This window comes from Pandoraea sp. PE-S2R-1, assembly GCF_002179865.1.
GTDB lineage: Bacteria > Pseudomonadota > Gammaproteobacteria > Burkholderiales > Burkholderiaceae > Pandoraea.
The window spans coordinates 124,952-150,663 of sequence record NZ_NGUR01000008.1 but is presented as its reverse complement, the minus strand read 5'-3'; the positions used below and the strand labels follow the sequence as shown (position 1 = coordinate 150,663).

Genomic DNA, 25,712 nt, shown 5'->3' with positions numbered 1-25,712 from the left:
GACCGGCGAGCATCAACCGAGGTGATCGTCGCGGCCGACCTTGAGCAGTTCCATCAGATGGGCGACGTATTCGTTCATGCCCGCCTGCTTGCGGCGCTCGATGGGGTTGTCGCGATGCGGCAGATCGACGGTGATCTCTTCGATGATCGTGCCCGGGCGCTCGCTCATCACGAACACGCGATCCGACAGCGCAATCGCTTCGGCCAGATCGTGCGTGATCATCAGCGCGGTCTTGCCTTCGGCGGCCAGCATCTGCGCGAGATCCTGTTGCAGCACCATCTTCGTTTGCGCATCGAGCGCGGAGAACGGCTCGTCCATGAGCAGCACGTCGGGCTCGACGGCGAGCGTGCGTGCCAGCGCCGCGCGTTGGCGCATGCCGCCCGAGAGCTGGTGCGGATAGTGATTCTCGAAACCCTTCAGGTGGCAGCGCGCGAGCAGCGTCTTGGCCACCTCAGCGCGCTCGGCCTTGCTGCGGCCGCGAATCTGCATACCCAGCTCGACGTTCTTCTGAATCGAGCGCCACGGCATCAGCAGATCTTTTTGCAGCATGAAGGCGACCTGTTGCGACGGGCCGCGCACCGGCTTGCCGGCCAGCGTGACCTGCCCTTCGCTGGGCGCATACAAACCGGCGCCCATATTGAGCAGCGTGCTCTTGCCGCAGCCGCTCGGACCGATCAGCGAGACGAACTCGCCGGTCTTGATCCCGATAGAGACGTTGGACACCGCCGTCATTTCGCCCTTGCCCTGGCGATTTTTGAATCGACGCGTCACGCCGCGATATTCGATGGCAAACGGCAGCGGTGCCGTCGCCGGCGTGTGACGTGCGTCGGCATACGCCTCGGCTACGTTCGCGTCTTGCAATTGAATCGACCTGAGCATGGGAAACCACCGTGTTTCTGGATGTTCAACTTGCCTCGGGCAGCGTGCCGCTTTTCCTTCGCTGCATCGCCTGCCAACCTGTCCTTCGCCTTGCGGCTACGTTTCATATGTGAAACGTTGATTTACTTATGGATCAATTATAGGGAGTGACGGCCGGAGTCAAAATTGTTTTTTGACTAGGGGAAACCCCAACCCATGGGCTTTGCTGCGAGAACAGCGCGTTTGCGGGGCGAAAAAAACGCCGGCCAACGAATGCCGGCCGGCGCGAGTTGAGCCCACTTATTGAATGCGCAAAGTGAGATCACTGGGTGATGCTCGGTGGTGAAGATCGATGCGCGTCAGAACGCGTGGTGCACGCCCGACATGATCACGACCTGATTGGCGGTCGACGACGCGCCGATGGTGTTGATGGCGGTGACGGCGCCGTTGCCGCTGGCATGCTGGTACACGCCGCTCACATACACCTGCGTGCGCTTCGACAAGGCATAGACGTCGCCCAGACTCACCTGCGTCCAGCGCTTGCCCGACATGCTCGTCGTGGCCGCCCCGAAGGTGATCGTATTGGCGATGCTGGTGGCGTAGTTCGCGCCGGCGTCGAAAGCCTGATAGGTGTCGCTGTAGCCCGGCGATTCGAGCTTCACGCGCGTGTACAACGCGTGCAGCAACCACGCGCCAAAGCCATACGAAGCGCCCGCGCCCATGTTCTCGACGTTCGACGCCGTATAGGTCGCGACCGGCTGGTTCTGGAAGGTGGCGCCACCGAGCACGGCAACGTTCGGCGTACGGTTGTTCTCGTTAGAGTAGACGGCCGACGCCTTGAAGCCCCCGTTGGTGTAGTTCGCGGCCACGCTCCACTTCTTGCCGTTGGCGAAGTTCGCCGTGTTGCCCAGCGAGATCATGGCGCCCGCCTTGAAGCCCGCGAAGTCCCGGGTGACATATCGCACCGAGTTATCCACCTGCACCACCGACGTGTTGGCCAGTTCGTCGAGGTTGCCCGGGTGGAACATGTACCAGTTCATGCCCAGATACGACGTGCTGAACGGGCCGAGCCAGTCGAAGTTGAACGTGGTCATGTGGCCGATCGTGACCGTGCCCAGCGTGTCCGATTGCAGACCGACCCACGACTGGCGGTTGAACATCGCGCCCGCCTTGAGGGTGTTGCCGGTGAGCGTGGAGAAACCGTTCTCCAGCAGGAAGATCGCGCGATTGCCGCCGCCCAGATCTTCAACGCCGCGAAAACCCCAGCGATCCGGCTGCGTGCCGCCTTGTTGCGCGAGAAAGTTGCTGCTGCCGCCCTGATTGTTCACGTACGCCACACCAGCATCCATGCTGCCGTAGATCGTCACATTGCTTTGCGCATGCGCTGCGATCGGCACGCCAACGGCGAGCAGCATCGCTGCCGCCAGTTTTGTCATCCCCGAGATCCGCCCCGTCGGAAACCGCTTCATCTGTGTACTCCTGTCGTTCGATGATTCGCTGACTCGAAAACGGTGGTGACGCCGACGACGACGCACGGCAACCCAAGCCGGTCACGTCCTTCGTACCGTCGCGTCTTTACGTTCCACCTATGAAACGTTGGATTACTTATGAAACCAACAATGCGGAGCTTAGGCCAGGTGATGCGTGAGTCCCGCAGCGGAGATGCACGAATTGATGACAGGAATTTGGCGTGCTACCGCGCGCGCATTCGGCCGCTGGCATCTTGTATTCAAAGCTTCGGTGAGGTGCTGTTCGTCCCGTCGGCGTTGCCGTGCGTCTGATGGGAGCGTTGTTCCGGCCGAACACGTTGCGTCCGGATTTACCCGAGGAAGGCTTGCAGTTGATCGAATCAAAAACAATAATATTTGAACATTACGTTCATATTTGAACGTTTTATTTTTCCGAATTCGTCGCAACGTTTATCAAAAGGTGTCCCCATGCAAGCTCCCCTCATCGGCATCAACGGTGCCGGCATCGGCGGTCTGGCCGCCGCCATCGCGCTGATCCGTGCCGGTTTTCGTGTGCGCGTCTACGAACAGGCGGCGCAGTTCGCCCGCGTCGGCGCCGACATCAACCTGACGCCCAATGCCGTGCGGGCACTCGATAGTCTGGGTGTTGGCGAAGCCTTGCGCGAAACCGCTGCACAGCCGAGCCATCGCATCAGCCGCACGTGGGATTCGGGTGAAGAGACCTCGCGACTGGAGATGGCACAGACGGCGCAGACCAAATACGGCGCGCCGCAACTCACAATGCATCGCGCCGATTTGCTTCAGGCGCTGGAGCAGGCGGTGCCCGCAGAGAGCATCGCGCTGGGCAAGAAGCTTGTCGCCTTCGAAGCGCCGGGCGTCGGCGAGACGGGCCGCATTCGGCTGAGCTTCGCCGACGGCACGCACGACGACGTGGATGTGCTCATCGGTGCCGACGGCATTCATTCGGTCGTGCGTACGGGCCTGTTCGGACCGGAATCGCCGGAGTTCACGGGGGTGGTTGCTTATCGCGCGGTCGTCCCGGCGAACAAGCTGGACGGGGTGCCGAATCTGGGCGCGTTCACCAAGTGGTGGGGGCCTGTGGCATCGAGCCAGATCGTGACGTTTCCGCTCAATCTCGGCCGGGACATTTTCGTGTTCGCCACCACGGCGCAAGACAGTTGGACGCTGGAATCGTGGACCGCACCGGGCGACGTGCTGGAGTTGCGCGCGATGTATGCCGACTACCATCCCGAAGCTCGCGCGTTGCTCGATGCCTGCGACAGCGTGCTGAAGTCGGCGTTGTACGTGCGCGACCCGCTGCCGCAATGGTCGCGCGGCCGGGTTTCGCTGCTTGGCGATGCGTGTCACCCGATGATGCCGTTCATGGCGCAGGGGGCCGGTATGGCCATCGAAGACGCTGTGGTAATGTCTCGCCACCTCGCCGAGGTCGGCCCGAACGCCGATGCGGATGCGCTGGCCGGCGCGCTCGCCCGTTACGAAGCGGCACGTCGCGAGCGCACCGCGCGCGTGCAGATCGGTTCGCGCGGCAACCAGTGGCTCAAGGAAGGCGGCAACGCCGATTGGGTCTACGAATACGACGCGTGGCAAGTGCCGTTGGCCGCTTGAGAAGCCGCTAACGCCAGCCGGTAACAGATCGTTGATCGCCCCTTCGTTTCGACACAACCAAACGTACAGCACCGCATGACGAAAGCAACGCCCGCCACCTCCCGTGATTCCAGCAATGCCAGCAATGTCAGCGCAGAGAGCGACGATCGCGACGCTACTCAGGCCGGGCTCATCACGCCGGTCATTCGTGCGCTCAAGCTCCTGCGCTTTGTGGCTGACGGTGGCTCGACGGCCAACATGAGCGAAGTGGGCCGGCGTATCGGTGTCAATCGCGTGACCGTCATGCGGCTGCTCGCCACGCTTGAGCATGAAGGTGTGCTTGAACCGCTGCCGCACGGCGGGCATCGGCTCGGTCTCGGCTTTCTCACACTTTCCGCTGCGGCGCTCGCAGGCGAGGATCATCTCGCCACGGCGCGCCGCGTACTCACGCGTGTGACCAGCGAGACCGGGTTATCCAGCTACCTCACCGTGCTCGACGGCACGCAGGTGCGGTATCTGTTGTGCGAAACGCCTGCCCTGCCCCTCGTAAGCAATATCCGTGCGGGGAGTCGTGTCACCGCGCACCTGACCGCGCCGGGGCGATCGCTGCTTGCACACTTGAGTCCCGAGCGCCGCCGGGCCTTGCTTGGCCCCGAGCCGCTCGCGGCCGCAACAGCGCAGAGTGCGCGGACCTACGCGGCGCTGGACGCCCAATTGGCGCGCGACCGGGAAACCGGCTGTGCGTGGAGTCAGGATGGCTTCGAAGCCGGTATCGACGCGTGCGCGGCGGCGGTGCTCGATGCGCAGGGACGTCCGTTGGCTGCACTGAGTGTGGCGGGGCCGCGCTCGCTCGTGGGCACCGACACGCTCAGCCGGGAGCGTACGGCGGCCGTGGTCAAATCTGGCGCAGCCGATCTCACCGTATTACTGGCGGACGCGCCAGCTTTTTTGGCGGCGGCGGAAAGAGCCTGAGTTTCAAGCCATTGCATCGGTAACCTCACACCGCGGCGAGATCGCGCAAATACAGGGGAAACGACCGCCAGACCTTCCAACGGACTGGCCTCGGTCGCAACCCCTTTCATTCCCTGACATCTTGTTTGACTAACTGTTTCGGCATGCCATACGATGTGCCGTCGCCGATGCCGTAATTTTCGGTAATTTGAAGCGGCGGCCTGTTGTCTCGCTCCGGTCCGTGGGCGGCTGCTACGATAGAACGAACATAGGCGCACCGCGTAGATGCGGCGTATCGAATACATAGCCGTCGCTAACGCTGAAGCGGCGAACCAACGCGCGTAACGCGTATTGCGGCGAATCAAACATGAAAAACAAACCATGGTGGGTGCGCTCGGCATTGGCTGGCGTCGTCTGTGGCGCATCGGCTTTCGCTCATGTTGCTCAGGCGCAGGAAGCCACCGTCTATGCCGGCGCTATGAACGCGCGTAACGACGACAACGCGCACACCTATTCGTGGGGCATGGATTACCGGCAGGGGCTTGGCGAACACTTCGCCGCGAGCTTCACGTGGATGAACGAGGGCCACGTGCCCGATCATCACCGGGACGGCTTTGCGTTGCAGGTGTGGGCGCGTCAGGCCTTCTTCGACCGCCGCTTCGACGTTGCCGTAGGCGTTGGCCCGTATCGCTATTACGACACGGTGGCCGGCAACCGCGGCAAGCGCTATGAGGACGACCATGGCTGGGGCGCCATGTTCTCGGCCACCGCCACGTACTATTTCGCGAGCCGCTGGTACGTGCAGGCGCGCGCCAACTACGTGCAATCGCCGTCGAGCATCAACACCGTTCAATACCTGCTTGGCGTGGGCTATCAGTTGGACAAGCCGTCTACGCCGGGTCCGGTCATCGGCAACATGGATCCGCCGGTGCCGACCGGCGACGTGCTGTCGGTGATGGCCGGGCTTTCGATCGTGAACAGTCTCGACTCGCAGAACGCGGCGGCGGAAGGCATCGAATACCGGCACGGGTTCGGCCGGTGGTTCGACGGCACGGTCTCGCTGATCAACGAAGGCCATAGCGACATCGGCAACCGTCAGGGCATTGCGGCGCAGGCGTGGGTCAAGAACGACTTCTTCAGCGATCGCTTCAGCCTCGGCCTTGGCTTCGGCCCGTATGTCACGTGGAATAAGTACAAGCAGAACCGGGCGGCGGGTGGTGCGCAGAACGTCGTGGCCGGTCTGCTGACGATGAGCATGGCGTACCGGTTTGCCGATCATTGGGTCGGACGCCTCTCATGGAACCGCGTCGTGACCGGTTACGACCGCGACAGCGACATCTTCCTCGCAGGCGTCGGCTACAAGTTCTGATCGCCCTGCTGCGCGCCGTCATTTCTCCCGACGGCGCTGCGACAGCCTGTCGCACTCCTGTTAATTAACATCTTCATTAGAGTCGGTATTCGACTGATTCGAAAACGTCGGCTGCCTTGAAACCCTTTCTGCATGCGGGTTTCGAGATGGCACGTTATCTGCAATGCATTGTTGCGCCGCATGCGGTTACTCCTGCGACGTGGTCGTCCTACCTTAGAGGCGTAGGCGGTGCCGGACATTCAAGTGAATCGGCCGACCACCAGACAATAAAGACAGGAGAAACATCATGACCCGCACTCTTTCGCATCTGTTGATTGCCGCGACTTTGACTGTGGCAGCCGCACCGGCCGCATTTGCAGGCACTGGCGGCAACGGCTATCCGAACGAAAACCTGTTCTGGCAATCGAGCGTGTACAGCGAAAAGCTGGCCGTGCCGAGCGCACAGGTTCGTCAGGAGCTGATCGAAGCCCAAGCGCAAGGCAAGCTCACGCAGACCGACAGTCAGTATCCGCAACTGACGACTTACGGCCATTCGGTTGGTGCACGTGTCCAAGGTTCGACTGCACTGATCAATTCGACTTACGCTGGTAGTTAAAGCCAGCCTCTCGCGTCGGCGCTGGTTGACGGCGCGAGGACACGCAAAGTTTGAAGCGTGCTCAAGCGGCAACCGGCGACGACGCTACGGCGGCCAGGACGATCGACTTCGGATCCTGTCCCGTAGCCCACCGCTCCCGGTGCCTCACACCCCGCATATTTCTGCGGGGTGTTTCTTTTTGTGCGCTGGATAAATCAGGTGGCGAAGTCGGCGAGATGGCGTTCGCCAAGCGGCGTGACGCGCAGCGCTCGAGGTTCGCGAGTGGGTTCAAGCCATTTGGCGTGCAGACAGGTGCTGAGGAGTGCCGCGCCGAGTGCACCGCCGAGGTGGGGTTTGCGCTCGCTCCAGTCGGGGCAGGTGCAAGCGAAGCGACGGCGGCGGGCGCGGGCGGTGGTGAGGTCGACACCGAGGGCGGTGAGGCCGTTGACGCCCGCGTCGGTCAGCGCGACATCGCTGCCGTCGATGCGAAGCCAGCGACGCTCACGCATGCGCGCGAACAGGTCGACGGCGACTTCCCCGGCAAGATGGTCGTAACAGGTGCGTGCGTGACGTAGCGGGGGCGGTGTTGCGCGGCTGACGGGGACAGGACGCGGGCGGAGTTCGCGTGTTGCCAACGCGGCACTCGCGAGCGCTTCGATGGCGGTTGCCGTTTCCGGTGTGGCGATGCGGAAATAGCGATGGCGTCCGCGGGCTTCTTGGGCGAGGACACCGCCGTCGACGAGACGGGCGAGATGGCCGCTGGCACTTGAGGGGGAAAGGCCAGCAACGAGCGCCAGTTCCCCTGCCGGACGGGCGGAACCGTCCATCAACGCCCAGAGCATGGTCATGCGGCCCGCATCGGCGAGCAGGGATGCGAGTGAACTAACGCCAGGGGCGTAATCGCGGGTGAGGTCCATGGCGGGCTCCGTAGGAGAATATGCATCGCAGTATATGTCCGGTGCCGCGCTCGACACTTCAGTGCGTGATGAAACGTGCCACGCCGACAGAACAGAAAATGGCATCACTCTCTCGCCGCATATCGAAGGATGCACCATGCACATCGACGACTCCCCCCGGACGAACGCCGTGACTGCCGTCACCCACCCCGATCCTTATCCGTATTACCGCGCGCTCGCGGCACAGCGGCCGTTCGACTTCGATGCGTCGCTCGGTATGTGGGTCGCCGCCGGGCCGGAGGCGCTCGTTGAGGTGCTGCGTCATCCGGCATGCGGCGTGCGGCCGGCGGGGGCACTCGTGCCCGCTGCACTCGCCTCTGGTGCGGCGGGTGAATGGTTTGGGCGGCTCGTTCGCATGAATGACGGTGCGGAACACATCACGCTCAAGCCGTGGCTCGCCACACAGCTTGCCTCACTGTCCGCCGACGCCCCAACGCTCGACCGACTCGGCTACGCCAGCGCCGCCGCGTACTCGGAAAAACTCGATGACTACGTCTTCCGCCAACCCATCTATGCACTCGCCGCTTGGCTGGGGGTTCCGGAATCGCAATGGCCTGACGTCTATGCGAACACCCACGCCCTCGTCGCCGCAATGGCGGAATCGGCACGTCCTGCACCACGGGCCGAGGTCATCGCCGACGGCCACCGCGCTGCGACGACGCTGAATGATTTCGCCCGCCAATGGCTCAGCACCGACAACGCACCCGATACTTGGCTTCAGCGCACCGCGAATCTCGCCGCCCTTGAACCTGCGATTGACCCGCGTGCGCTGACGGCCAACATCGTGGGTCTGTTCACACAAACCCACGATGCCTGCGCAGGACTCGTCGCCAACGCGCTTCGCCGTCTGGCGCGCGCCGAACCGTCGACAACGGCAACCGAAGCGGAAACGCCAGCAGTGAACCACCCCGCCACACCATCCCATCTCGCCATGGCCATTGCCGCGGTTCGTGACGTCATCCGCTTCGACCCGTCCGTCCAGAACACGCGCCGCTTTCTGCACACCCCGGCGGTTATCTGCGAACGGCAACTGGCGCGGGGCGATGTCGTGCTGGTTGTACTCGCCGCCGCCCCAACACCGGTCAGCCCCGACGACACGGCATGGACGTTCGGGCACGGCGGACACGCATGCCCCGGCCGGTCTCCCGCCAGTACGCTCGCCGCCGTCGGCGTGCAAACGGTACTCGCCAGCGGACTCGACCTCGCTTTGCTAGCGTCAGGCACGTCATATCACCCGCTCGGCAACGCCCGTATCGCACGCTTCGGGAATGACTGAATTCACGTGTTTTATCTGATGGAATTTATATTCCATCAGATAAAACAGACTTCAAGAAACCCAACCCCTTTGTTTATAAGGCTCCCAGCCCAGCCGACGCCGATTTCCGCGATTTCGGGCACGATTACGCTTTCGCCGGTCGTGTCGCGCTGACTCACCGGCAGTCTCGCCTCGCTGCCCTCATGTCCGAAAACTATGCCGACGGCATGCCCATGCCCGCCCGGGTCTGGGCCATCGCGACCGTCATGCTCGCCATCTCGCTTTCGGTGCTCGACAGCGCCATCGCCAACGTCGCCCTGCCGACCATCGCGCGCGACCTCAACGCCAGCCCCGCCACTTCGATCTGGATCGTCAACGCGTACCAACTCGCGATCACGATCTCGCTGCTGCCGCTCGCCGCGCTCGGTGAAATCGTCGGTTATCGGCGCGTCTATACGGTCGGTCTGGCGCTCTTCACGCTCGCGTCGCTGGCCTGTGCACTCTCCGACTCGCTCGTCACACTTACGCTCGCCCGCGTCGCCCAAGGCTTTGGCGCGGCCGGCATCATGAGCGTGAACAGCGCGCTGGTGAAAATGATTTACCCGCGCGCGTGGTTCGGACGCGGTGTCGCCCTCAACTCACTGATCGTCGCGGTCTCGTCGGCCGCCGGGCCGACGCTCGCCGCCGGTATTTTGTCCATCGCCCACTGGCCGTGGCTGTTCGCCGTCAACGTGCCGCTCGGCATCATCGCGCTGGGCATCGCCATGCGCTCGCTGCCCGACAGCATCCGCGCCTCCCACGCCTTCGACTGGACCGGTGCGCTGCTCAGTGCGCTAACCTTCGGGCTGCTCATCTCCGGCATCGACTCGTTCGGCCACGGTCAGGAACGCTGGCTCGTCGCCGTCGAACTGGTGGCCGCCGTCATCATCGGCACGATCTTCGTGCGGCGTCAGCGCACGCAACCCGTGCCGTTGCTTCCCGTCGACTTGTTGCGCATTCCGATCTTCGGCCTGTCGATCTGCACGTCGATGGCATCGTTCTGCGCCCAGATGCTCGCGTTCGTTGCGCTGCCCTTCTATCTTCAGGATTCGCTCGGCTTCGACCACGTGCAGACCGGCCTGCTGATGACCGCATGGCCGCTGACGATCGTCGTGGTTGCGCCCGTCGCCGGACGTTTGCTCGAACACTACAAACCCGGCCTGCTCGGTGCGATCGGCATGGCGGCCTTCGCGCTCGGTCTGCTTGCGCTCGCCATGCTGCCCGCGCAGCCGCACTCGTGGGACATCGTCTGGCGCATGGCGTTGTGCGGTTTCGGCTTCGGTCTGTTCCAGTCGCCCAACAATTACGCCATGCTCACCGCCGCCCCCGCGCATCGCAGCGGCGGCGCCAGCGGCATGCTCGGCACGGCGCGCCTGACCGGGCAAACGACCGGCGCGGCGCTCGTCGCGCTTATCTTCAGCGTGGCCCCGCAGGGCTATGGCACGCGTGCGGCGCTGTACGTCGCGGCAGTCTTCGCAGCCGTGGCCGCCGTGGTGAGCAGCCTGCGCACGCTGCCGGCCGCGCAGCCACCTGCCAAAACATCGCACGGTTGAAAGCCCTAACTGGCCGCGAGCGGGTCCTGAAGGTATTCTGGGACACTAAATTTGGCCGGCCGCCCGGCCGTGCTACACTGCCGACCTTTTACGGCTCGCCTGCATGAGCCGCAATGCCATGAGTTTCTGCGCCATCGATTTCGGCACTTCGAATTCAGCCGTCGCTGTACGCGACGGTGCCGCCATGCGTCTGGTCGAGCTGGAAGCCGGCTACGGCACGCTGCCGACGGCCGTCTTCTTCAACGCCGACGAAGGTGGCCGCGCGACATTTGGCCGCCAGGCTGTCGCCGACTATATCGACGGCTATGACGGGCGCCTGATGCGCTCGCTCAAAAGCCTGCTCGGCTCCTCCCTCATCGAAAGCACCACCGATCTCGGCAACGGGTCGGCGATGCGCTATATCGACATCATCGCGACGTTCCTGCGACACCTGCGCACGCACGCCATCAAGTCCGATGGCGACGACCTGCGCCAAGTGGTCATGGGCCGCCCGGTGTTCTTCGTCGATGACGATCCCCGCGCCGATGCCGCCGCGCAACGCTCGCTCGAACAAAGCGCACGCGACGTCGGCTTCAAGGACGTGCATTTCCAGTTCGAACCGATTGCTGCTGCCTTCGATTACGAATCGCGCCTGACCGAAGAGCAACAAGTGCTCGTCGTGGACATCGGCGGCGGTACCTCGGACTTCTCGCTGGTGCGCGTAGGCCCGGACCGTGCCCAACGCCTCGAACGCAAGGACGACGTGCTCGCGCACCACGGCGTGCACATCGCCGGGACGGACTTCGATCGCCGCATCGAACTCGCCACGATCCTGCGCGAAATCGGCTACAAGGCCCTCGGCCCGGATGGCAAGGAAGTGCCCAACCGCATCTACTTCGATCTGGCCACGTGGCACCTGATCAACACGGTCTATACGCCCAAGCGCGTGGGTGAACTGGCCCTGACGGCGCATCTGTACGCCGACCCGGTCCACCATCGCCGCCTGATGCGCACGGTGGACCAACGCCTCGGTCATGCGCTGGTCGGTCATGCGGAAGATGCCAAGATTGCCGTGGCTGCCGGCGGCGAGACGCGTATCGACCTCGCCGTCATCGAGCGCGAACTCGGCGTGGCCTTCTCGGAAGCGGGACTGGTCGACGCGGTGAGCGACGAAATCGCCAGCATCACGGCAGGCGCCGTGCACACGGCATCGCTTGCCGGACTGCGCGCGGAAGACGTCGATGCGCTGTACTTCACCGGCGGCTCGACGGGGCTGCGTTGCCTGTCGGGCGCCATGTGCGCAGCGTTCCCGAACGCGACGCCGGTCTTCGGCGACCGCCTCGCCAGCGTGGCGCTCGGCCTCGGCATTCACGCGAAGCGCGTGTTTTCGTAAGCCACGCCGCGGCAACAGAGACGGCGACATCGCAAAGAAAAAGCGCGCAACCTCACGGTCTGCGCGCTTTTTTCATGGCTGGCAATTCCAGCGTCTCAGCCCGACATGCGGGCCGAAGCATCACACCAGAATCTGCCAGAGCAACAAGGTCATCACCAGCCCCACGACCGAGACGATGGTCTGCAATACGGACCAGACCCACAGCGTCTCCTTGAGCTTCAAGCCGAAGTACTCCCGCACCATCCAGAAACCCGCGTCGTTGACGTGGCAGAAGAACACCGACCCCGCCCCGATCGCCAGCGCAATCAGCGAGCCCTGCACCGGCGGCAGATGCATCACCAGCGGCGCCACGATGCCGGCCGTCGTGGTCGTGGCGACCGTTGCCGATCCCGTCGCTTGACGCAATGCCACCGCGATCAGCCATGCCAGCAGAATCAGCGGCATGTGCGTGCCGACCGCCACCTTGCCGATGGTCGTCGCAATGCCTGCCGTCACCAGCGCCTGCTTCAAACCACCGCCTGCACCAATCGTCAGCAACAGACCAGCGATCGGCGGCAGCGCACGGCGCAGCGTTTCACCCACGCGGGCCCGCGGCAGGCCGCGTCCCCAGCCGAGTACGACAATCGCCACGATCACCGTCAGCGCCAACGCGATGATCGGCTCGCCAAGGAAGTCGAGCGCTTCGAAAACCGGCGTCTCGGGGGTGAGCGCCACCTTCGCAAGCGTGCGGCCCAGCATCAACACTACCGGCAGCAGAATCACCAGCAACGCGGCGGCAAACGGCGGCGGTGCGAGGTCGTCATCGCGCTTGGTGAACAGGTCGCCCAGTTGCTGCGGCGCGTCCACATGCAGGCGCGGCGCAAGCCACATGCCATACAGCGGCCCGGCCAGAATCACCGCCGGAATGGCAATCAGCAGCCCCAGTCCCATCGTCATGCCGAGATCCGCATGCAGCGCCGACACGGCGATCAGCGGCCCCGGGTGCGGCGGCACCAGCGCGTGCAGTGTGGTCATACCGGCCAACGCCGGAATGGCCACGCGCAGAATTGGCGTGTTCGCACGGCGGGCCATCACGAAGATGATCGGCACCATCATGACGAGGCCCACTTCGAAGAACAGCGGCAACCCGATGATCATCGCCACCACCGCCATCATCCACGGCAGCGCGCGGCCCTTGGCAAAGGTAAGCAAGACGGTCACGATGCGGTCGGCCGCCCCGGTGTCCGCCATCAACGCACCGAGCATGGCCCCTAGCGCGATGATCATGCCCGCGTCGCCCAGAATGCCGCCCGCGCCCTTGCTGAAGGCACTGGCGACCGAATCCAGCGGCAAGCCGGCACCCAGACCCGCGATAAACGTGCCGATCAGAATCGACAGGAACGGCGAGAGTTTTAGCGCGCTGATGAAGAGAATGATGGCGACGAGGCCGACGAGGCAGGACAGCAATAGACGCGTGTCGTGCGCTGCCCAGGGCACGACGTGGTTGACTAGCTCCACGATGATCCTTGATGACGAGAAACAAAAACACCGGTAGAACGCACGCGGGGAAGCGGCGTCGTACCGGTGTGCGAAGGCATTGTGCTACTAGCGGCGGCCGCATGCACGCATGGGGCGCAACGCCCCGTGATACGGGGCAGGCGGGGCGCGGCGGCAAGTTTCAGGTGTCGAAACATCGCCGCCGCCGGGTGCTTTACTGGAACGCGACTTCGTTGAAACTCCGGAGCTTGCGGCTGTGCAGACGGTCCAGACCGTTATCGCGCAACAGCTCCATGGCCTTCACGCCGATCTTCAGATGCTGATCGACACGCTCGCGATAGAACCGGTCGGCCATGCCCGGCAGCTTCAGTTCGCCGTGCAGCGGCTTGTCGCTCACGCACAGCAGCGTGCCGTACGGCACCCGGAAGCGGAAGCCGTTGGCGGCAATGGTCGCGCTTTCCATATCGAGCGCAATCGCACGGCTCTGGCTCATGCGCTGCACCGGCTCGCGGTGATCGCGCAGTTCCCAGTTACGGTTGTCGACGGTCACGACGGTGCCCGTGCGCATCACGCGCTTGAGCTCGAAATCGTCCAACTGCGTCACATCGGCCACGGCGCGCTCGAGCGCCACCTGCACCTCTGCGAGAGGCGGCACCGGCACCCACAGCGGCAGGTCGTCGTCGAGCACATGGTCTTCGCGCACATAACCGTGGGCCAGGCAGTAATCGCCCAGACGCTGCGAGTTACGCAGGCCCGCGCAGTGGCCCAGCATGACCCACGCGTGCGGGCGCAGCACAGCAATGTGGTCGGTAATGGTCTTGGCGTTCGACGGACCCACACCGATGTTCACCATCGTGATACCGGTGTTATCCGGGCGCACGAGGTGGTACGCCGGCATTTGCGGCAGACGCGGCGGCGGTGTGCCCTCCGAATCGCGCGCGGCAATGTTCTGGTTCCAGTGGATGACGTTGCCCGGCTCGACGAATGCCGTGTACTGGCTGCGATACTCGCGCTCCGCCGGGTCGTCGCTCGCACTCATCAACTCGCGGCCCAGTTCGACGAATTCGTCGATGTAGAACTGGTAGTTGGTGAACAGCACGTAATTCTGGAAGTTCTCGGGCGACGTGGCCGTGTAGTGGCGCAGCCGATGGAGCGAGTAATCGACACGCGGCGCGGTAAACAGCGCGAGCGGCAGAATTTCGCCGGGCAGCGGATCGCGCGTGCCGTTGACGATGCTGTCGTCCATCTTGGCGAGATCGGGCACGTCGAACGCCGTGCGCATGGCGCGCAGGTGTGACTGGTCGAGATCGCCTTCGAGATACACGCCGTCGCGATAAGCGAAGTGCACGGGAATCGGCTCGTCGGATACACCGACTTCGAACGCTACGCCGTGGTTGTGCGTAAGGCGGCGCAACTGCTCGATGTAGTAGTTCTCGAAGAGATCGGGACGCGTGACGGTCGTCTGATAGCTCCCCGGGCCCGAGACGAAGCCATAGGACAGGCGCTTGTCGAGCTGGGTGATGTCTTCGGTGGTGATGCGGATGAAAGGATAGTGCGCGCTGACACGACGCGCCGCGTCTTTCTCGGTGGAAAAGCGCTCGAAAGCCGCCCGCAGATACGCGGTGTTGGCGTCGTAGATCGTCTTCAGATAGTTGACGGCTTCCACCGGGTCGGAGATCGATCGGGTGGCGTGGACCGGTTCTTGTTCGGACATGCGCAAACCTCTTCTGTCTTTTCGTGTTGTCGAGTATGCGCCTATTGTGGCACGACTGTATGACGCCCGCGGTGCCGTGTTTTGAGCCTGATTTGGCTTGCGTTAGCTCAATTCCCGGCCGCCGCGAACGCCTTCCCGCCACCCGCCGTCAGTCCTCCAGACGCATGCCGACCTTGAGCGTCACCTGCCAGTGAGCCACCTTGCCGTTTTCGATATGGCCGCGTGTTTCCGTGATCTCGAACCAGTTCAGATTGCGCAACGTCTTGCTCGCGCGCTTGATGGCCCCTTTGACGGCGTCATCGATGGACTTCTCCGACGAGCCGGTGAGTTCGATCTGCTTGTAGACATGCTGCGTCATGACTGCCTCCCGAGAGGTGGTTGGAACGACTCCTCATGCTAGGCGCATGCCTCCCCCACGGCAAGTCGGGCTTGTCCGATAGGGTTGTCGGGATTGTCTTGCGTCAGTTGGCGGGGATGTCGTCGTCCGGCCCGCCGTCCGGATCGTCGTTTTGACCATCATTGGCCGTCGCGGCGGGTGAATGGTCCGCAACGTCGATCCCCCGCAGCGCCGCCGGCAGCACGGTATCGAGCGGCTTGGGCACCACACTCGTGAGGTTGCGGCGCACCTTTTGCAGCAACTGCATGAGCTGCACCGTCTCGAAGGCCGTCAGCCCGGTCAACGCCTCGTTGCGCACCTCATCGGAGAGCTTGCGCGCCACCGCCAACTGTTCGACCGCCGCACGCGTCACGTAGAGCCGATGCAAGCGAGGGTCGCGGGCGTCCGGGCGGCGACGCACCCAACCGGCCTCTTCCATCCGTTCAAGTGAGCGTGCGAGCGTCTGAGGGGAGACTTCGAGAATGTCGGCCAGCACGGTCTGGCTCACGCCGCGATTGTCGGCGAGATAGACGAGCAGACGGCACTGCGCGCGCGTCATCGGCAGCGCGCGTTGGGCAAACTGCTCGAAGCGGCGCCCGTACAGACGCTGAACGTCTGCCACGAGAAAGCCGAAACGTTGGGCGGAATCGGTCACTTTCATAGGCCGCATTATGATAAACATGTTTACGAATATCAAGCAGCCAAAACAGTCTCAAAAATCGTATACGGATTACGTCGGACTCCTTGACTGATACCGGCGATTCAAACGGTCGACTGACCCGAACGAGCCGATCGAATCACAACCCACCACGCCATCGATCTACGCCGCCGCTTCGTCCGCTGCGTCCTGCCCGCTGCCGTGACCGAGCCAGTCGAGCGCCCCCTCGCCCGCCGTCTGTGCCCCCGGGCCAGCACGCCGGATCGCAACCCCCACGGCCAGCACGTCGATCGTCGCGAGATGCAGAATGCGCGCGATCATCGTGACGTGTGCGCCCATCGTCTCCACATGATCGTTCGGCAATACCAGCGTGGCCTTGCGTGCGAGCGGCGAATTGCGTGATGTCAGCGCGATGACCTTCGCGCCACGCCCGACAGCAATATCGACTGCGCGGTTCAGATCGGCCGAACGGCCCGACGCCGAGATCGCCACCACCACATCGCCTTCATTGAGCAAACCCGCCGATGCCTGCAACAGATACGGGTCGCCGTAGGCAATCGTCGGCATGCCGAACCGGAAGAACTTGTAGTGGGCATCCTGCGCAATCACGCCCGAATTGCCCAGCCCGTAGAACTCGATACGGCGAGCGCCGTCGAGCAGCGACACCGCCGCCTCGACGGTGCGTGCATCAAGATGCTCGCGCAGTTGAAGAATCGACGAGACGGTGTTGTCGAGCACCTTCGCGCTGAACTCCGCCGCCGAATCGCCGACATGCACCTGACCGTGGCGCACCGGCAGCGTCCCCGTCAGCGCGCTCGCGAGCTTCAACTTGAAGTCCGATAATCCCTGACAGCCCAGCTTGCGGCAGAACCGGATCACCGTCGGTTGACTCACGCGCGCCAGCCGTGCGATTTCGGACACCGGCTCGGCCAGCAGTGCGCGAGGCTGCTTCAGCGTGAGCTCCGCGACCCGTTGCTCGGCCGGGCTAAGCCGGTCGCGCAAGCGATGCAGGCGGTCGATCAACGCGCCCGCCCCTGCCGCGTGCGTGCCCAACTGCTCCGCAAGAATCGCCGAGGTGCCGAGAAACGCCGGATGATCGGCGGTGATCACGAACGTCGGAATCTTCTTCAGATACGCTTCAAAACGCCCCTTCGCCTCAAAGCGCGCACGAAACGGCGAGTCTTCGAAGAGCTTGCCAAGCTTGGGAATCACGCCGCCGCCGAGATACACGCCGCCAACGGCGCCCAGCGACACGGCGACATTGCCGGCCAAGGTGCCGAGCATGGCGCAGAAGCAATCGACCGTCTCGCGGGCGAGCGCATCGCCCGTTTCTGCGCGTTTCACGATGTCCGGGGTTTCCAGCGGCTTTACCCGCTGTTTGGCGCGAAGGGCCAGCGCCTGATAGACCAGCGCCATGCCGGGCCCGGCGACCAATCGCTCGAACGACACGTGTGGAAAGTGCTGCCACGCGTAGCGCAACACGTCGATTTCGCGCTCGTCGGCCGGCGCGAACGTGGTGTGTCCGCCTTCGCTGCCCAACGCAATCCAGCGGTCACCGGCCGGAATCAGACCCGACACCCCAACGCCGGTCCCCGGCCCCAACAGTCCGAGCACGCCATTCGGCCGCGGTTCGCCACCACCGATCTGATGCTTCTGCGTGTCGTTCAGATACGGCAGCGCCATCGCCAGTGCCGTGAAGTCGTTGACGACAAGCAGCGTCTCGAACCGCAGCGCACGGCGTGTGGCTTCGATGGAGAAGTGCCAGTCCCGATTGGTCATGCGGACTTCGTCGCCTTCGATGGGATTGGCAATCGCAATCGCCGCGTGGCGCACGGGTTCGGCGTGATCGGCCTCATCGAGATAAGCGCGAATGACTTCCGGCACGCCGGGATAATCGTCGCAGGCGTAGTCGCGAATCTCGACGAGATCGCCCGGGGCAATCTCAAGCGCGAACCGGGCATTGGTGCCGCCAATGTCGGCGAGCAGCCGCGGGCCGCTCACATGCGGGGGATTATTCCTCACTCCAGAAGACATCGATCTTGACTCCTTCACGGTGAATCAGCCGGGAGATGGCGTTGTCCTGCGGTTGCGCCTGCGCAGCTTCGAGCACGGCGCGTTTGGCCTTGCCCTGAATCTGCAACAGCAACCGCTCGCTCGACGCCAGCGCAGACAACGACCACGACACGCGCGTGTACGGGGCGTGCTGCGGCTGCACGAGGACGAACTTGTCATGGGTAGTGATGGCGTCGTGCCATTGCGGCGCGTCGGCAAAGAGCGACGCGGTGTGACCGTCTTCGCCCATGCCCAGCACGCAGACTTGGGGCACGCCGTGCGTCCACGTGTCGTTGAGCGTGCGCACTTGCAATTCGGGGGCAGCGGAGGTGTCGACAAGCGGCAGCCACTGCGCCCCCTTGGCGCCCGGCAGCAATGTTTCACTCACCAATCGGGCATTGCTGTCGGCATGCGTGTCGGGCAGCCAGCGATCGTCGACGAGGGTGATGCCGATGTCGCGCCACGCCACGGGCAGGCGCGCGAGTTGGGTGAGAAACGGCTTGGGGCTCGTGCCGCCCGAGACCGCGAGCAGCGCACGCGGGCGAATCGTCAGCGCCTCGTCGAGGCCTGCAACCACCGCATTCGCCAGCGCATGCGCCTGCGCTTCGCGGGTCGGATACATCCGCCAGTGAATCATGTCTCGCTCCTTTGGCTTGCTTCCTTCGTCGCCGCGTCGGTCTATTTGCCTGACGTTGCCAGCGCTCAGTGGTCGCCTCTCAGCGGTCGTCTATCAGTTGTCTTCTTCCACCCAGCAGGTGCCGTATTGCGCGAGCAGTGCACTCGCGGCGGGCGGCCCCCAAGTGCCGGCAGCGTAGCGCTTCGGCCCCTTGTTCTGGCGCGCCCAGTACGCCTGAATCGGTGCCACCCAACGCCATGCCTGTTCCTGCTCGTCGCGGCGCACGAACAACGCGAGCCTGCCGTGGATCACGTCGAGCAGCAGGCGCTCGTAGGCATCCATGGTGTGGCCCTTGAAGAACTGGTCGAACGCCAGATCCAAATGGACCGTTTGCAGATTCATGCCCTCGCCCGGCTGTTTGGCCAAGCAATACAGCCGCATCGATTCGTTCGGCTGCAAGCGAATCACGAGACGGTTAGCGCCCGCATGCGCGGTGGCTTCGCCCAACAGCGGATACGGCGTGGGACGATAGTTCACCACGATCTCCGCCACGCGCTCGCCCAGCCGCTTGCCGGTGCGCAGGAAGAACGGCACGCCAGCCCAGCGCCAGTTGTCGATCTCGACCTTGAGCGCAACGAAGGTTTCGGTCTGACTATCAGACGGCACGCCGGGTTCGTCGGTGTACGCCGGCACGGCTGTCTTGCCGATGGCCCCGGCGCCATACTGGCCGCGCACCACGTTGCGCGCGACTGTATCGTCATCCAGCGCACGCAGCGAGCGCAGCACGCGCAGCTTCTCGTCGCGAATGGCGTCGGCGTCCATCGCGAACGGCGGCTCCATCGCGACGATGGCGAGCAGTTGCAGCAAGTGGTTCTGCACCATGTCGCGCAATGCGCCGGTCTGCTCGTAGAACTCGCCGCGCCCTTCTACACCGAGCTCTTCGGCAATCGTGATCTGAATGCTTTCGATCAGGTCGCGCCGCCACATCGGCTCGAAGATCGCATTGCCGAAACGCAACGCGAGCAGGTTCTGCACCGCCTCTTTCCCGAGGTAGTGGTCGATCCGATAAATCTGGTCTTCGCGGAAAATTGAGCCCACGGCGTCGTTGATCGCCACGGACGAGGCGAGATCATGACCGAGCGGCTTCTCCAGCACGATGCGGCCGTTCTCGTTGAGCTTGGCGCTGCGCAGCCCTTCGCAAATTGGAATGAAAAGCGACGGCCCGGTCGCCAGATAGAAGATGCGCACACCCTCGCGCTTCGCCAGCCGTTCGGCCAGCGTGTTGAATTCTTCTTTGCGGCCCAGATCGAGCGGCAGGTAGTCGATGGTGCCGAGAAAGCGCTTCCACTGCGCCTCGTCCCAGACGTCGGACCCGATATGTGCACGCACATGCTGCTCGCACCACGCGTGATACGCCTCGGCGTCCATCGGACTGCGCGCCACGGCCAGAATGTTGCCGACCTCCGCCAACTGGCCCGTGCAGAACGCCCTGAACAGGGACGGAAGCACCTTGCGCAGCGACAAATCGCCGGTGGCGCCGAACAAAACAAAGGTATAGGGTGAAGGCGTGTTCATGGAGAGCGTGGACTCCGTGCGGTCGGAACGTGAAACCACCCGCGCCACTAAGGCTTACCGGCGTTGCGAGTGGTTTCTGACGTCACTGGGAAGGCGCAACTTTGACACTGCATTGTAGTTTAACTACACTGCAATTCAACTAAATCTCGTGCTTTGACTACATCGTCAACCGGTTTTTGGGGCGACGCAGGACAGAGCACTTCCCAGCCAGCATGCGGGCCGCGCGCCGCAGGTATCGAGCGCGCGAGACGTATGGGCGACCCACAACGTCCCGGAATCCCCATGACCCAGTCTTCGCACAACGTGTCGCTGCATCCGGTGGTCAAGCGTGTGACAGAACGCCTGATCGAGCGCAGCCGAAAGTCACGGCAGGCCTATCTGGCAGGTGTCGAGCGCGCCACCCAAGGCCAACCCGGGCGCGAATCGCTCGGCTGCGCCAACATGGCCCACGCGCTCGCCGCCGCGCCCGCCGACGACCGCCTGAAAATCCGCTCCGAACGCACCCCGAACATCGGCATCGTCACGGCTTACAACGACATGCTCTCGGCGCACGCGCCGTTTGTCGAATTCCCCGACATCATCAAATCGGCCGCCCGTGCGCATGGCGCAAGCGCGCAGGTCGCCGGCGGCGTGCCCGCCATGTGCGACGGCGTGACACAGGGCTATGCGGGCATGGAGCTGTCGCTGTTCTCGCGCGACGTGATCGCCATGGCCTCGGTGGTCGCGCTCTCACACCAGATGTTCGATGCCGCCATGTTCCTCGGCGTGTGTGACAAGATCGTGCCCGGGCTGGTGATCGCCGCGCAGGCGTTCGGACACTTGCCCGCGGTGTTCACACCGGCTGGACCGATGCCGTCAGGGCTGCCGAACGACGAGAAGTCGCGCATCCGGCAGGAGTTCGCCGCCGGGCGCGTCAGCCGCGCCGCCCTGCTCGACAGCGAGCTTGCCGCGTATCACACGGAAGGCACCTGTACCTTCTACGGCACGGCCAACAGCAATCAGATGCTCATGGAATTCATGGGACTACATCTGCCGGGGGCTTCGTTCATCAATCCGCATACGCCCTTGCGTCACGCGCTCACGCAGGCCGCGACCGCGCGCGCCGTGGCGCTGGCCAAGACGGGCATCAACACCTCGCACATTCTCGACGAGCGCGCCTTTATCAACGGCGTGGTCGGCCTGCTCGCCACGGGCGGCTCGACCAATCACACGCTGCACCTCGTTGCGATGGCGCATGCGGGCGGCATTCTGCTCGACTGGCAAGACTTCGCCGAACTCTCCGACGTCACCCCGCTGCTCGCGCATGTGTACCCGAACGGCAAGTCCGACGTGAACCAGTTTCATGCGGCGGGCGGGCTGAATTTCCTCATCCGGGAACTGCTCGACGCCGGTTTCCTGCACAACGACGTGACGACCGTCATGGGACACGGCTTGCGCGCCTACACACAGGAAGCGACGCTGCGTGACGACGTGCTCTCGTGGCAGGACGCGCCCGCGCAAAGTCTCGATGAGAACATCGTGCGCCCGGCCTCCCGGCCGTTTGCGCACGAAGGCGGCTTGCGCATGCTCGCGGGCAATCTCGGCCGCGCTGTGATCAAGTCGTCTGCCGTCAAACCGGAGCATCAAAAAGTACGCGCACCGGCGCGGGTGTTTCCCGATCAGGAGTCGGCGCAGGCGGCCTTCAAAGCCGGGGAGCTCACGCGCGACGTGATCGTTGTGGTCCGCTTCCAAGGGCCGCGTGCGAATGGCATGCCGGAGCTGCACAAGCTCATGCCGATGCTCGGGCTCTTACAGGACGAAGGCCATCATGTAGCGCTGGTGACAGATGGGCGCATGTCGGGCGCGTCGGGCAAAGTGCCCGCCGCCATCCACCTGTCACCGGAAGCGGAACAAGGCGGCATGCTCGCGCGCGTGCAGGACGGCGACATCATCACCATCGATTGCGAGAAGAACCTGCTTCATATGGAAGTGGACGCGGCCGTGCTCGCGGCGCGCACGCCGGCGCCGACGCCGCAACGCGCGTTCGATCCGTGGCGCAATACGTTCGGGCTGTTCCGCAACAACGTGGGCGCAGCACCGCACGGTGCTTGCGTGCTGTTCAACGACGCTGAGTATCCGCCGAGCGCCTGAACGCGCTAGGCATTTTTTTCGTTCGCCTTGCGCGACAGGCTGCGCACTCGCCCCTTTGACGCGGGCGGGCGCGCAGGCTGCGCACCGTGCTCTCCACGCTTGCGCTCCACCTCGGCGTGCTCACGAATCATGTCGATGAGCGCTCGCAACCCTGCGGGCGCATGGCGGCGGCTCGGGTAATACAGACACACGCCATCGAGCGGCGGCGTCCACGCCGTCAGCACCCGCACCAGCGTGCCCGCTTGCAGGTCGGCCGCCACGTTCCATTCGCTCAGATACGCGAGCCCCAGACCGGCGCGCGCCGCTTGCAGCATCAGGTCGGGTTCATCCAGCGTCAACACACCGTCGACGTCGATGCGCGCCACTTCGCCGTGCCGCTCGAACTCCCAGTGATAAATCACGCCACTCGGCATGCGCATGCGAATACACGCATGGGCCAGTAGATCGGCGGGCGCGCGCGGCGGCTTGTGCCGGGCGAAGTAGTCCGGGCTGCCGACGACGGCAAAGCGCAGCGCGCCGCCGAAGGGCACCGCCACCATGTCTTGCGGCACGGCTTCGGCCAGCCGGATACCCGCGTCGAAACCGCCCGCGACGATGTCGACCATCTTCCCCTCGGTGACGATATCGAGCTTCATGTCCGGGTATCGCTGCAAGAACTCGAGAAAGAGCGGCATCACCACACGCGCAGCCCCTGCGGAGGTGTTGATACGCAACACCCCCGACACGGTGTCGCGAAAACTGCCCGCCTGTTCGATCGCCACGCGAATGGTGGAAAGCGCCGGCGCCACGCTGTCAACGAACTGCGCGCCCGCCGCCGACAGCGACACGCTGCGTGTCGTGCGGTTGAACAGGCGCACGCCGATGCGCGCCTCCAGACCGGCCACCGCATGGCTGAGTGCCGATGTCGAGACACCCAATTCGGTCGCCGCTGCGCGGAAATTGCGATGGCGCGCCACCGCCAGCACTGCCTCAAGCTCACCCAGACCGGAGGTTTTCATTGTCCTGAATCTCTCAACGTGACATGCCGGATTGTACGGCTACTCAACACAATGCTGCGCACCTATGATGAATCCATCCCCCCACGCCACCGCGAGTCATCATGCAGATCATCGACAAGGTTTATATCGACGGCGCGTTCGTCACCCCGCACGGCGACGAATCGTTCGACCTCTTCAACCCGGCCACTGAAAAAGTGATCGGCCGCGTGCGCCTCGCCGATGCGCAGGACGCGCGCGATGCGATTGCCGCCGCGAAGCGGGCCTTTCCGGCGTTCTCCCGCACGAGCAAGCGTGAGCGCATCGAGATGCTCAAACGCATGCACGCCGCCGTGCTCGCAAGAGAAAACGACCTGCTCGACGCCATCGTCGAAGAATATGGTGCGCCGGTCTCGCGCGCCGGATGGATGGCGCGGCACGCCAGCGACGTGCTGCTCGAAGCCGTGAAGGTGCTCGAAAGCTACGCGTTCACGCGCCCGGCGGGCACGGCCGAAGTTGTGATGCAGCCGCTCGGCGTCGCTGGCCTGATTACCCCGTGGAACAACGATGCAGGCTTTATCTGCGGGAAGCTCGCTGCCGCGCTGGCGGCGGGTTGCACGGCCGTCATCAAGCCCAGCGAGATGAGCGCCATTCAGACGCGCATCGTGACCGAAGCGTTGCACGCAGCCGACTTGCCACGCGGTGTGTTCAACATCGTTACGGGGCGGGGCGAAACGGTCGGCGCCGAAATCAGCGCGCACCCTGATGTCGCGAAGATTTCGTTCACCGGATCCACGGCAGTCGGAAAGACCATTTTGCGCACGGCGGCTGAATCGTTGAAGCGCGTGACGCTGGAGCTCGGCGGCAAGTCGCCCTTCGTCGTGCTCGACGATGCGAACTTTGACGACGTGGTACCGATGGCGCTCGGCGCGGGCTTCATGAACAGTGGTCAGGCGTGCATCGCGGGCACACGCATTCTCGTGCCGCAACACCGGCTGGCCGAATTCGAAGCCCGCGTGCGCGAGGAAGTGGCGCGCACGCAAGCGGGCAACCCGCGTGATCCGCAAACGGCCATCGGGCCGATGGTCAGCCGCAAGCAATGGGAGCGCGTGCAAGGCTACATTCGCATCGGCTCCGATGAAGGTGCGCGCTTGATTGCAGGTGGCGAAGGATTGCCGGAAGGCGTGAATGGCGGATGGTTCGTGCAGCCGACCGTGTTCAGCGATGTGTCGAACGATATGCGCATTGCCCGCGAAGAAATCTTCGGCCCGGTGCTGTCGATCATTGCCTACCGCGATACCGAAGACGCGATCGCCATTGCGAACGACACGCCATACGGCTTGCAGGCGTATGTGTTCGGTGCCGATAAGCAACGTGCACGCGAGGTTGCTGCGCGGCTCGAAGCCGGCCGTGTGATGGTCAATACGCTCAACCACGAGCCCGCTGCGCCGTTCGGCGGCTTCAAGCAATCGGGTATCGGCCGCGAGTACGGCACGTACGGATTAGAGGCATTTCTCGAACCGAAGGCCGTGCTGGCCGCGTCCTGATTCCCTCCGGCATCCCTCCAAGATGGCGTCAAAAATCTTGACGCCATTTTTATCCCCTCCTACTTAGACTGGCCTCGTTGTCACTTCAGTCGCTTGTCGACACGCAGCCATGCCTACGCTAGCTCAACGCGCCAGTCTCGAACCTCCCGGTGCTCGTCTCGCACCCGCTGGCGCCCCGTTCGAATCATTCGCATCTCACGAATCGCACGACGCCATCGGGGCCATCGATACGCCCGACTCGCGCACGCCGCAAAGCCTGCAAAGCCCGCGTCCGGTGCCTACCGTACGGCAACGCAACCGGCACACGCCGCGCGCGCGTCTGGACGCCACGCTCGATATCACGCTCAGCCGCGCCGCCGTTTCCACGCTGGCCGTCACGCTGGCAATGAGCCTGCCGCTGCCGTGGCGCGTGGAGACGATTCGACCGATCCGGCGCGATACCGCCGCCGTCGTGTCGATTGCCCTGCCGCGTGTTGAAGCGTCGCGCGCCATGCATGTCGTCATGCAGTCGCTGCCGGAAGCCGAGTTCGGTGCGCTACGCCTGCGCCCGGCTGTCTGAGCGAACCGAACCGAACCGAATTGAATTGATTTGA

At 63.9% G+C, this 25,712-nt stretch carries 21 protein-coding genes; 10 read left to right on the top strand and 11 right to left on the bottom strand.

All coding sequences use genetic code 11. The annotated features are described in order from the left end of the window. Positions 1-12: 12 nt before the first annotated feature. Entirely contained in the window at positions 13-879 is an 867-nt protein-coding gene (locus tag CDV44_RS07295) for an ABC transporter ATP-binding protein (protein ID WP_087687421.1), read from the bottom strand. A gap of 338 nt (positions 880-1,217) precedes the next feature. Continuing rightward, a complete protein-coding gene (locus CDV44_RS07290; protein ID WP_087687444.1) occupies positions 1,218-2,294 on the bottom strand; it encodes a porin in 1,077 nt (358 codons plus the stop codon). Between the two features lie 501 nt (positions 2,295-2,795). Between CDV44_RS07290 and CDV44_RS07285 the strand changes: the two genes are divergently transcribed. From CDV44_RS07285 to CDV44_RS07270, 4 genes are all read left to right on the top strand, one after another. Beyond that, positions 2,796-3,953 carry an FAD-dependent monooxygenase gene (locus CDV44_RS07285; RefSeq protein WP_087687420.1) on the top strand — a complete coding sequence of 386 codons (1,158 nt, stop codon included), beginning with the start codon at positions 2,796-2,798 and terminating at the stop codon, positions 3,951-3,953. 75 nt (positions 3,954-4,028) lie between these two features. After that, complete coding sequence (locus CDV44_RS07280) at positions 4,029-4,904, top strand: IclR family transcriptional regulator (protein ID WP_087687418.1); 876 nt, start codon at positions 4,029-4,031, stop codon at positions 4,902-4,904. A 346-nt stretch (positions 4,905-5,250) separates the two neighbouring features. Beyond that, positions 5,251-6,252, top strand: coding sequence for a hypothetical protein (locus CDV44_RS07275; RefSeq protein ID WP_087687417.1), 1,002 nt, complete (start codon positions 5,251-5,253; stop codon positions 6,250-6,252). 286 nt (positions 6,253-6,538) lie between these two features. Beyond that, entirely contained in the window at positions 6,539-6,847 is a 309-nt protein-coding gene (locus CDV44_RS07270) for a DUF4148 domain-containing protein (protein WP_087687415.1), read from the top strand. A gap of 194 nt (positions 6,848-7,041) precedes the next feature. Here the strand turns inward: CDV44_RS07270 and CDV44_RS07265 are convergent, their stop codons facing one another. Next, positions 7,042-7,743 (bottom strand): helix-turn-helix transcriptional regulator, encoded by a 702-nt coding sequence (locus CDV44_RS07265; protein ID WP_087687413.1) that lies wholly within the window; start codon positions 7,741-7,743, stop codon positions 7,042-7,044. A 169-nt stretch (positions 7,744-7,912) separates the two neighbouring features. On the opposite strand from CDV44_RS07265, the gene CDV44_RS07260 reads away from it, so the two are divergent. From CDV44_RS07260 to CDV44_RS07250, 3 genes are all read left to right on the top strand, one after another. Beyond that, the gene (locus tag CDV44_RS07260) at positions 7,913-9,058 is read left to right on the top strand and encodes a cytochrome P450 (protein WP_141118687.1); all 1,146 of its coding nucleotides are present in this window, start codon (positions 7,913-7,915) and stop codon (positions 9,056-9,058) included. A 182-nt stretch (positions 9,059-9,240) separates the two neighbouring features. After that, positions 9,241-10,629, top strand: coding sequence for an MFS transporter (locus tag CDV44_RS07255; protein WP_087687410.1), 1,389 nt, complete (start codon positions 9,241-9,243; stop codon positions 10,627-10,629). 118 nt (positions 10,630-10,747) lie between these two features. After that, positions 10,748-12,001, top strand: a complete 1,254-nt coding sequence (locus CDV44_RS07250) for an Hsp70 family protein (protein ID WP_087687443.1) — start codon at positions 10,748-10,750, stop codon at positions 11,999-12,001. 120 nt (positions 12,002-12,121) lie between these two features. Here CDV44_RS07250 and CDV44_RS07245 read toward each other — a convergent pair whose 3' ends face one another. The 7 genes from CDV44_RS07245 to zwf all read right to left on the bottom strand — a co-directional run bounded on the left by CDV44_RS07245 (position 12,122) and on the right by zwf (position 20,468). Next, positions 12,122-13,498, bottom strand: coding sequence for a gluconate:H+ symporter (locus CDV44_RS07245; RefSeq protein ID WP_087687408.1), 1,377 nt, complete (start codon positions 13,496-13,498; stop codon positions 12,122-12,124). A gap of 193 nt (positions 13,499-13,691) precedes the next feature. Next, positions 13,692-15,191: an AMP nucleosidase gene (locus CDV44_RS07240; protein WP_087687406.1), complete on the bottom strand. Its 1,500-nt coding sequence runs from the start codon at positions 15,189-15,191 to the stop codon at positions 13,692-13,694. 148 nt (positions 15,192-15,339) lie between these two features. Continuing rightward, positions 15,340-15,549, bottom strand: coding sequence for a dodecin (locus CDV44_RS07235; protein WP_058375543.1), 210 nt, complete (start codon positions 15,547-15,549; stop codon positions 15,340-15,342). Positions 15,550-15,652: 103 nt separating this feature from the next. Continuing rightward, positions 15,653-16,222, bottom strand: a complete 570-nt coding sequence (locus tag CDV44_RS07230; RefSeq protein WP_170935884.1) for a MarR family winged helix-turn-helix transcriptional regulator — start codon at positions 16,220-16,222, stop codon at positions 15,653-15,655. Between the two features lie 165 nt (positions 16,223-16,387). Further along, entirely contained in the window at positions 16,388-18,259 is a 1,872-nt protein-coding gene (locus CDV44_RS07225) for a bifunctional transcriptional regulator/glucokinase (RefSeq protein ID WP_170935883.1), read from the bottom strand. After that, positions 18,237-18,914 (bottom strand): 6-phosphogluconolactonase, encoded by a 678-nt coding sequence (pgl, locus tag CDV44_RS07220; protein WP_087687400.1) that lies wholly within the window; start codon positions 18,912-18,914, stop codon positions 18,237-18,239. Before pgl ends, CDV44_RS07225 begins: the two co-directional genes overlap by 23 nt. A 93-nt stretch (positions 18,915-19,007) precedes the next feature. Continuing rightward, on the bottom strand, positions 19,008-20,468 hold the full coding sequence (zwf, locus tag CDV44_RS07215) for a glucose-6-phosphate dehydrogenase (protein WP_087687398.1): 1,461 nt from the start codon (positions 20,466-20,468) through the stop codon (positions 19,008-19,010). A gap of 282 nt (positions 20,469-20,750) precedes the next feature. Here zwf and edd point away from each other — a divergent pair, with 282 nt between their 5' ends. Next, the gene (gene edd, locus CDV44_RS07210; protein ID WP_087687397.1) at positions 20,751-22,598 is read left to right on the top strand and encodes a phosphogluconate dehydratase; all 1,848 of its coding nucleotides are present in this window, start codon (positions 20,751-20,753) and stop codon (positions 22,596-22,598) included. A gap of 5 nt (positions 22,599-22,603) precedes the next feature. Here the strand turns inward: edd and CDV44_RS07205 are convergent, their stop codons facing one another. Beyond that, the gene (locus CDV44_RS07205) at positions 22,604-23,596 is read right to left on the bottom strand and encodes a LysR family transcriptional regulator (RefSeq protein ID WP_087687395.1); all 993 of its coding nucleotides are present in this window, start codon (positions 23,594-23,596) and stop codon (positions 22,604-22,606) included. A 101-nt stretch (positions 23,597-23,697) separates the two neighbouring features. On the opposite strand from CDV44_RS07205, the gene CDV44_RS07200 reads away from it, so the two are divergent. Next, positions 23,698-25,119, top strand: a complete 1,422-nt coding sequence (locus CDV44_RS07200; protein WP_087687393.1) for an aldehyde dehydrogenase family protein — start codon at positions 23,698-23,700, stop codon at positions 25,117-25,119. A gap of 109 nt (positions 25,120-25,228) precedes the next feature. Further along, positions 25,229-25,678 (top strand): hypothetical protein, encoded by a 450-nt coding sequence (locus CDV44_RS07195; RefSeq protein ID WP_087687391.1) that lies wholly within the window; start codon positions 25,229-25,231, stop codon positions 25,676-25,678. The last annotated feature ends 34 nt before the right edge of the window (positions 25,679-25,712 follow it).

What these genes read in the sequence shown, in the direction of transcription:
- CDV44_RS07275 (WP_087687417.1), top strand. Translation starts at nt 5,251, where the DNA reads ATGAAAAACAAACCATGGTGGGTGCGCTCGGCATTGGCTGGCGTCGTC.
- CDV44_RS07250 (WP_087687443.1), top strand. Translation starts at nt 10,748, where the DNA reads ATGAGTTTCTGCGCCATCGATTTCGGCACTTCGAATTCAGCCGTCGCT.
- CDV44_RS07270 (WP_087687415.1), top strand. Translation starts at nt 6,539, where the DNA reads ATGACCCGCACTCTTTCGCATCTGTTGATTGCCGCGACTTTGACTGTG.
- CDV44_RS07295 (WP_087687421.1), bottom strand. Translation starts at nt 879, where the DNA reads ATGCTCAGGTCGATTCAATTGCAAGACGCGAACGTAGCCGAGGCGTAT.
- CDV44_RS07225 (WP_170935883.1), bottom strand. Translation starts at nt 18,259, where the DNA reads ATGTCTTCTGGAGTGAGGAATAATCCCCCGCATGTGAGCGGCCCGCGG.
- CDV44_RS07255 (WP_087687410.1), top strand. Translation starts at nt 9,241, where the DNA reads ATGTCCGAAAACTATGCCGACGGCATGCCCATGCCCGCCCGGGTCTGG.
- CDV44_RS07240 (WP_087687406.1), bottom strand. Translation starts at nt 15,191, where the DNA reads ATGTCCGAACAAGAACCGGTCCACGCCACCCGATCGATCTCCGACCCG.
- CDV44_RS07235 (WP_058375543.1), bottom strand. Translation starts at nt 15,549, where the DNA reads ATGACGCAGCATGTCTACAAGCAGATCGAACTCACCGGCTCGTCGGAG.
- pgl (WP_087687400.1), bottom strand. Translation starts at nt 18,914, where the DNA reads ATGATTCACTGGCGGATGTATCCGACCCGCGAAGCGCAGGCGCATGCG.
- zwf (WP_087687398.1), bottom strand. Translation starts at nt 20,468, where the DNA reads ATGAACACGCCTTCACCCTATACCTTTGTTTTGTTCGGCGCCACCGGC.
- CDV44_RS07290 (WP_087687444.1), bottom strand. Translation starts at nt 2,294, where the DNA reads ATGACAAAACTGGCGGCAGCGATGCTGCTCGCCGTTGGCGTGCCGATC.
- CDV44_RS07200 (WP_087687393.1), top strand. Translation starts at nt 23,698, where the DNA reads ATGCAGATCATCGACAAGGTTTATATCGACGGCGCGTTCGTCACCCCG.
- CDV44_RS07265 (WP_087687413.1), bottom strand. Translation starts at nt 7,743, where the DNA reads ATGGACCTCACCCGCGATTACGCCCCTGGCGTTAGTTCACTCGCATCC.
- CDV44_RS07205 (WP_087687395.1), bottom strand. Translation starts at nt 23,596, where the DNA reads ATGAAAACCTCCGGTCTGGGTGAGCTTGAGGCAGTGCTGGCGGTGGCG.
- edd (WP_087687397.1), top strand. Translation starts at nt 20,751, where the DNA reads ATGACCCAGTCTTCGCACAACGTGTCGCTGCATCCGGTGGTCAAGCGT.
- CDV44_RS07285 (WP_087687420.1), top strand. Translation starts at nt 2,796, where the DNA reads ATGCAAGCTCCCCTCATCGGCATCAACGGTGCCGGCATCGGCGGTCTG.
- CDV44_RS07280 (WP_087687418.1), top strand. Translation starts at nt 4,029, where the DNA reads ATGACGAAAGCAACGCCCGCCACCTCCCGTGATTCCAGCAATGCCAGC.
- CDV44_RS07195 (WP_087687391.1), top strand. Translation starts at nt 25,229, where the DNA reads ATGCCTACGCTAGCTCAACGCGCCAGTCTCGAACCTCCCGGTGCTCGT.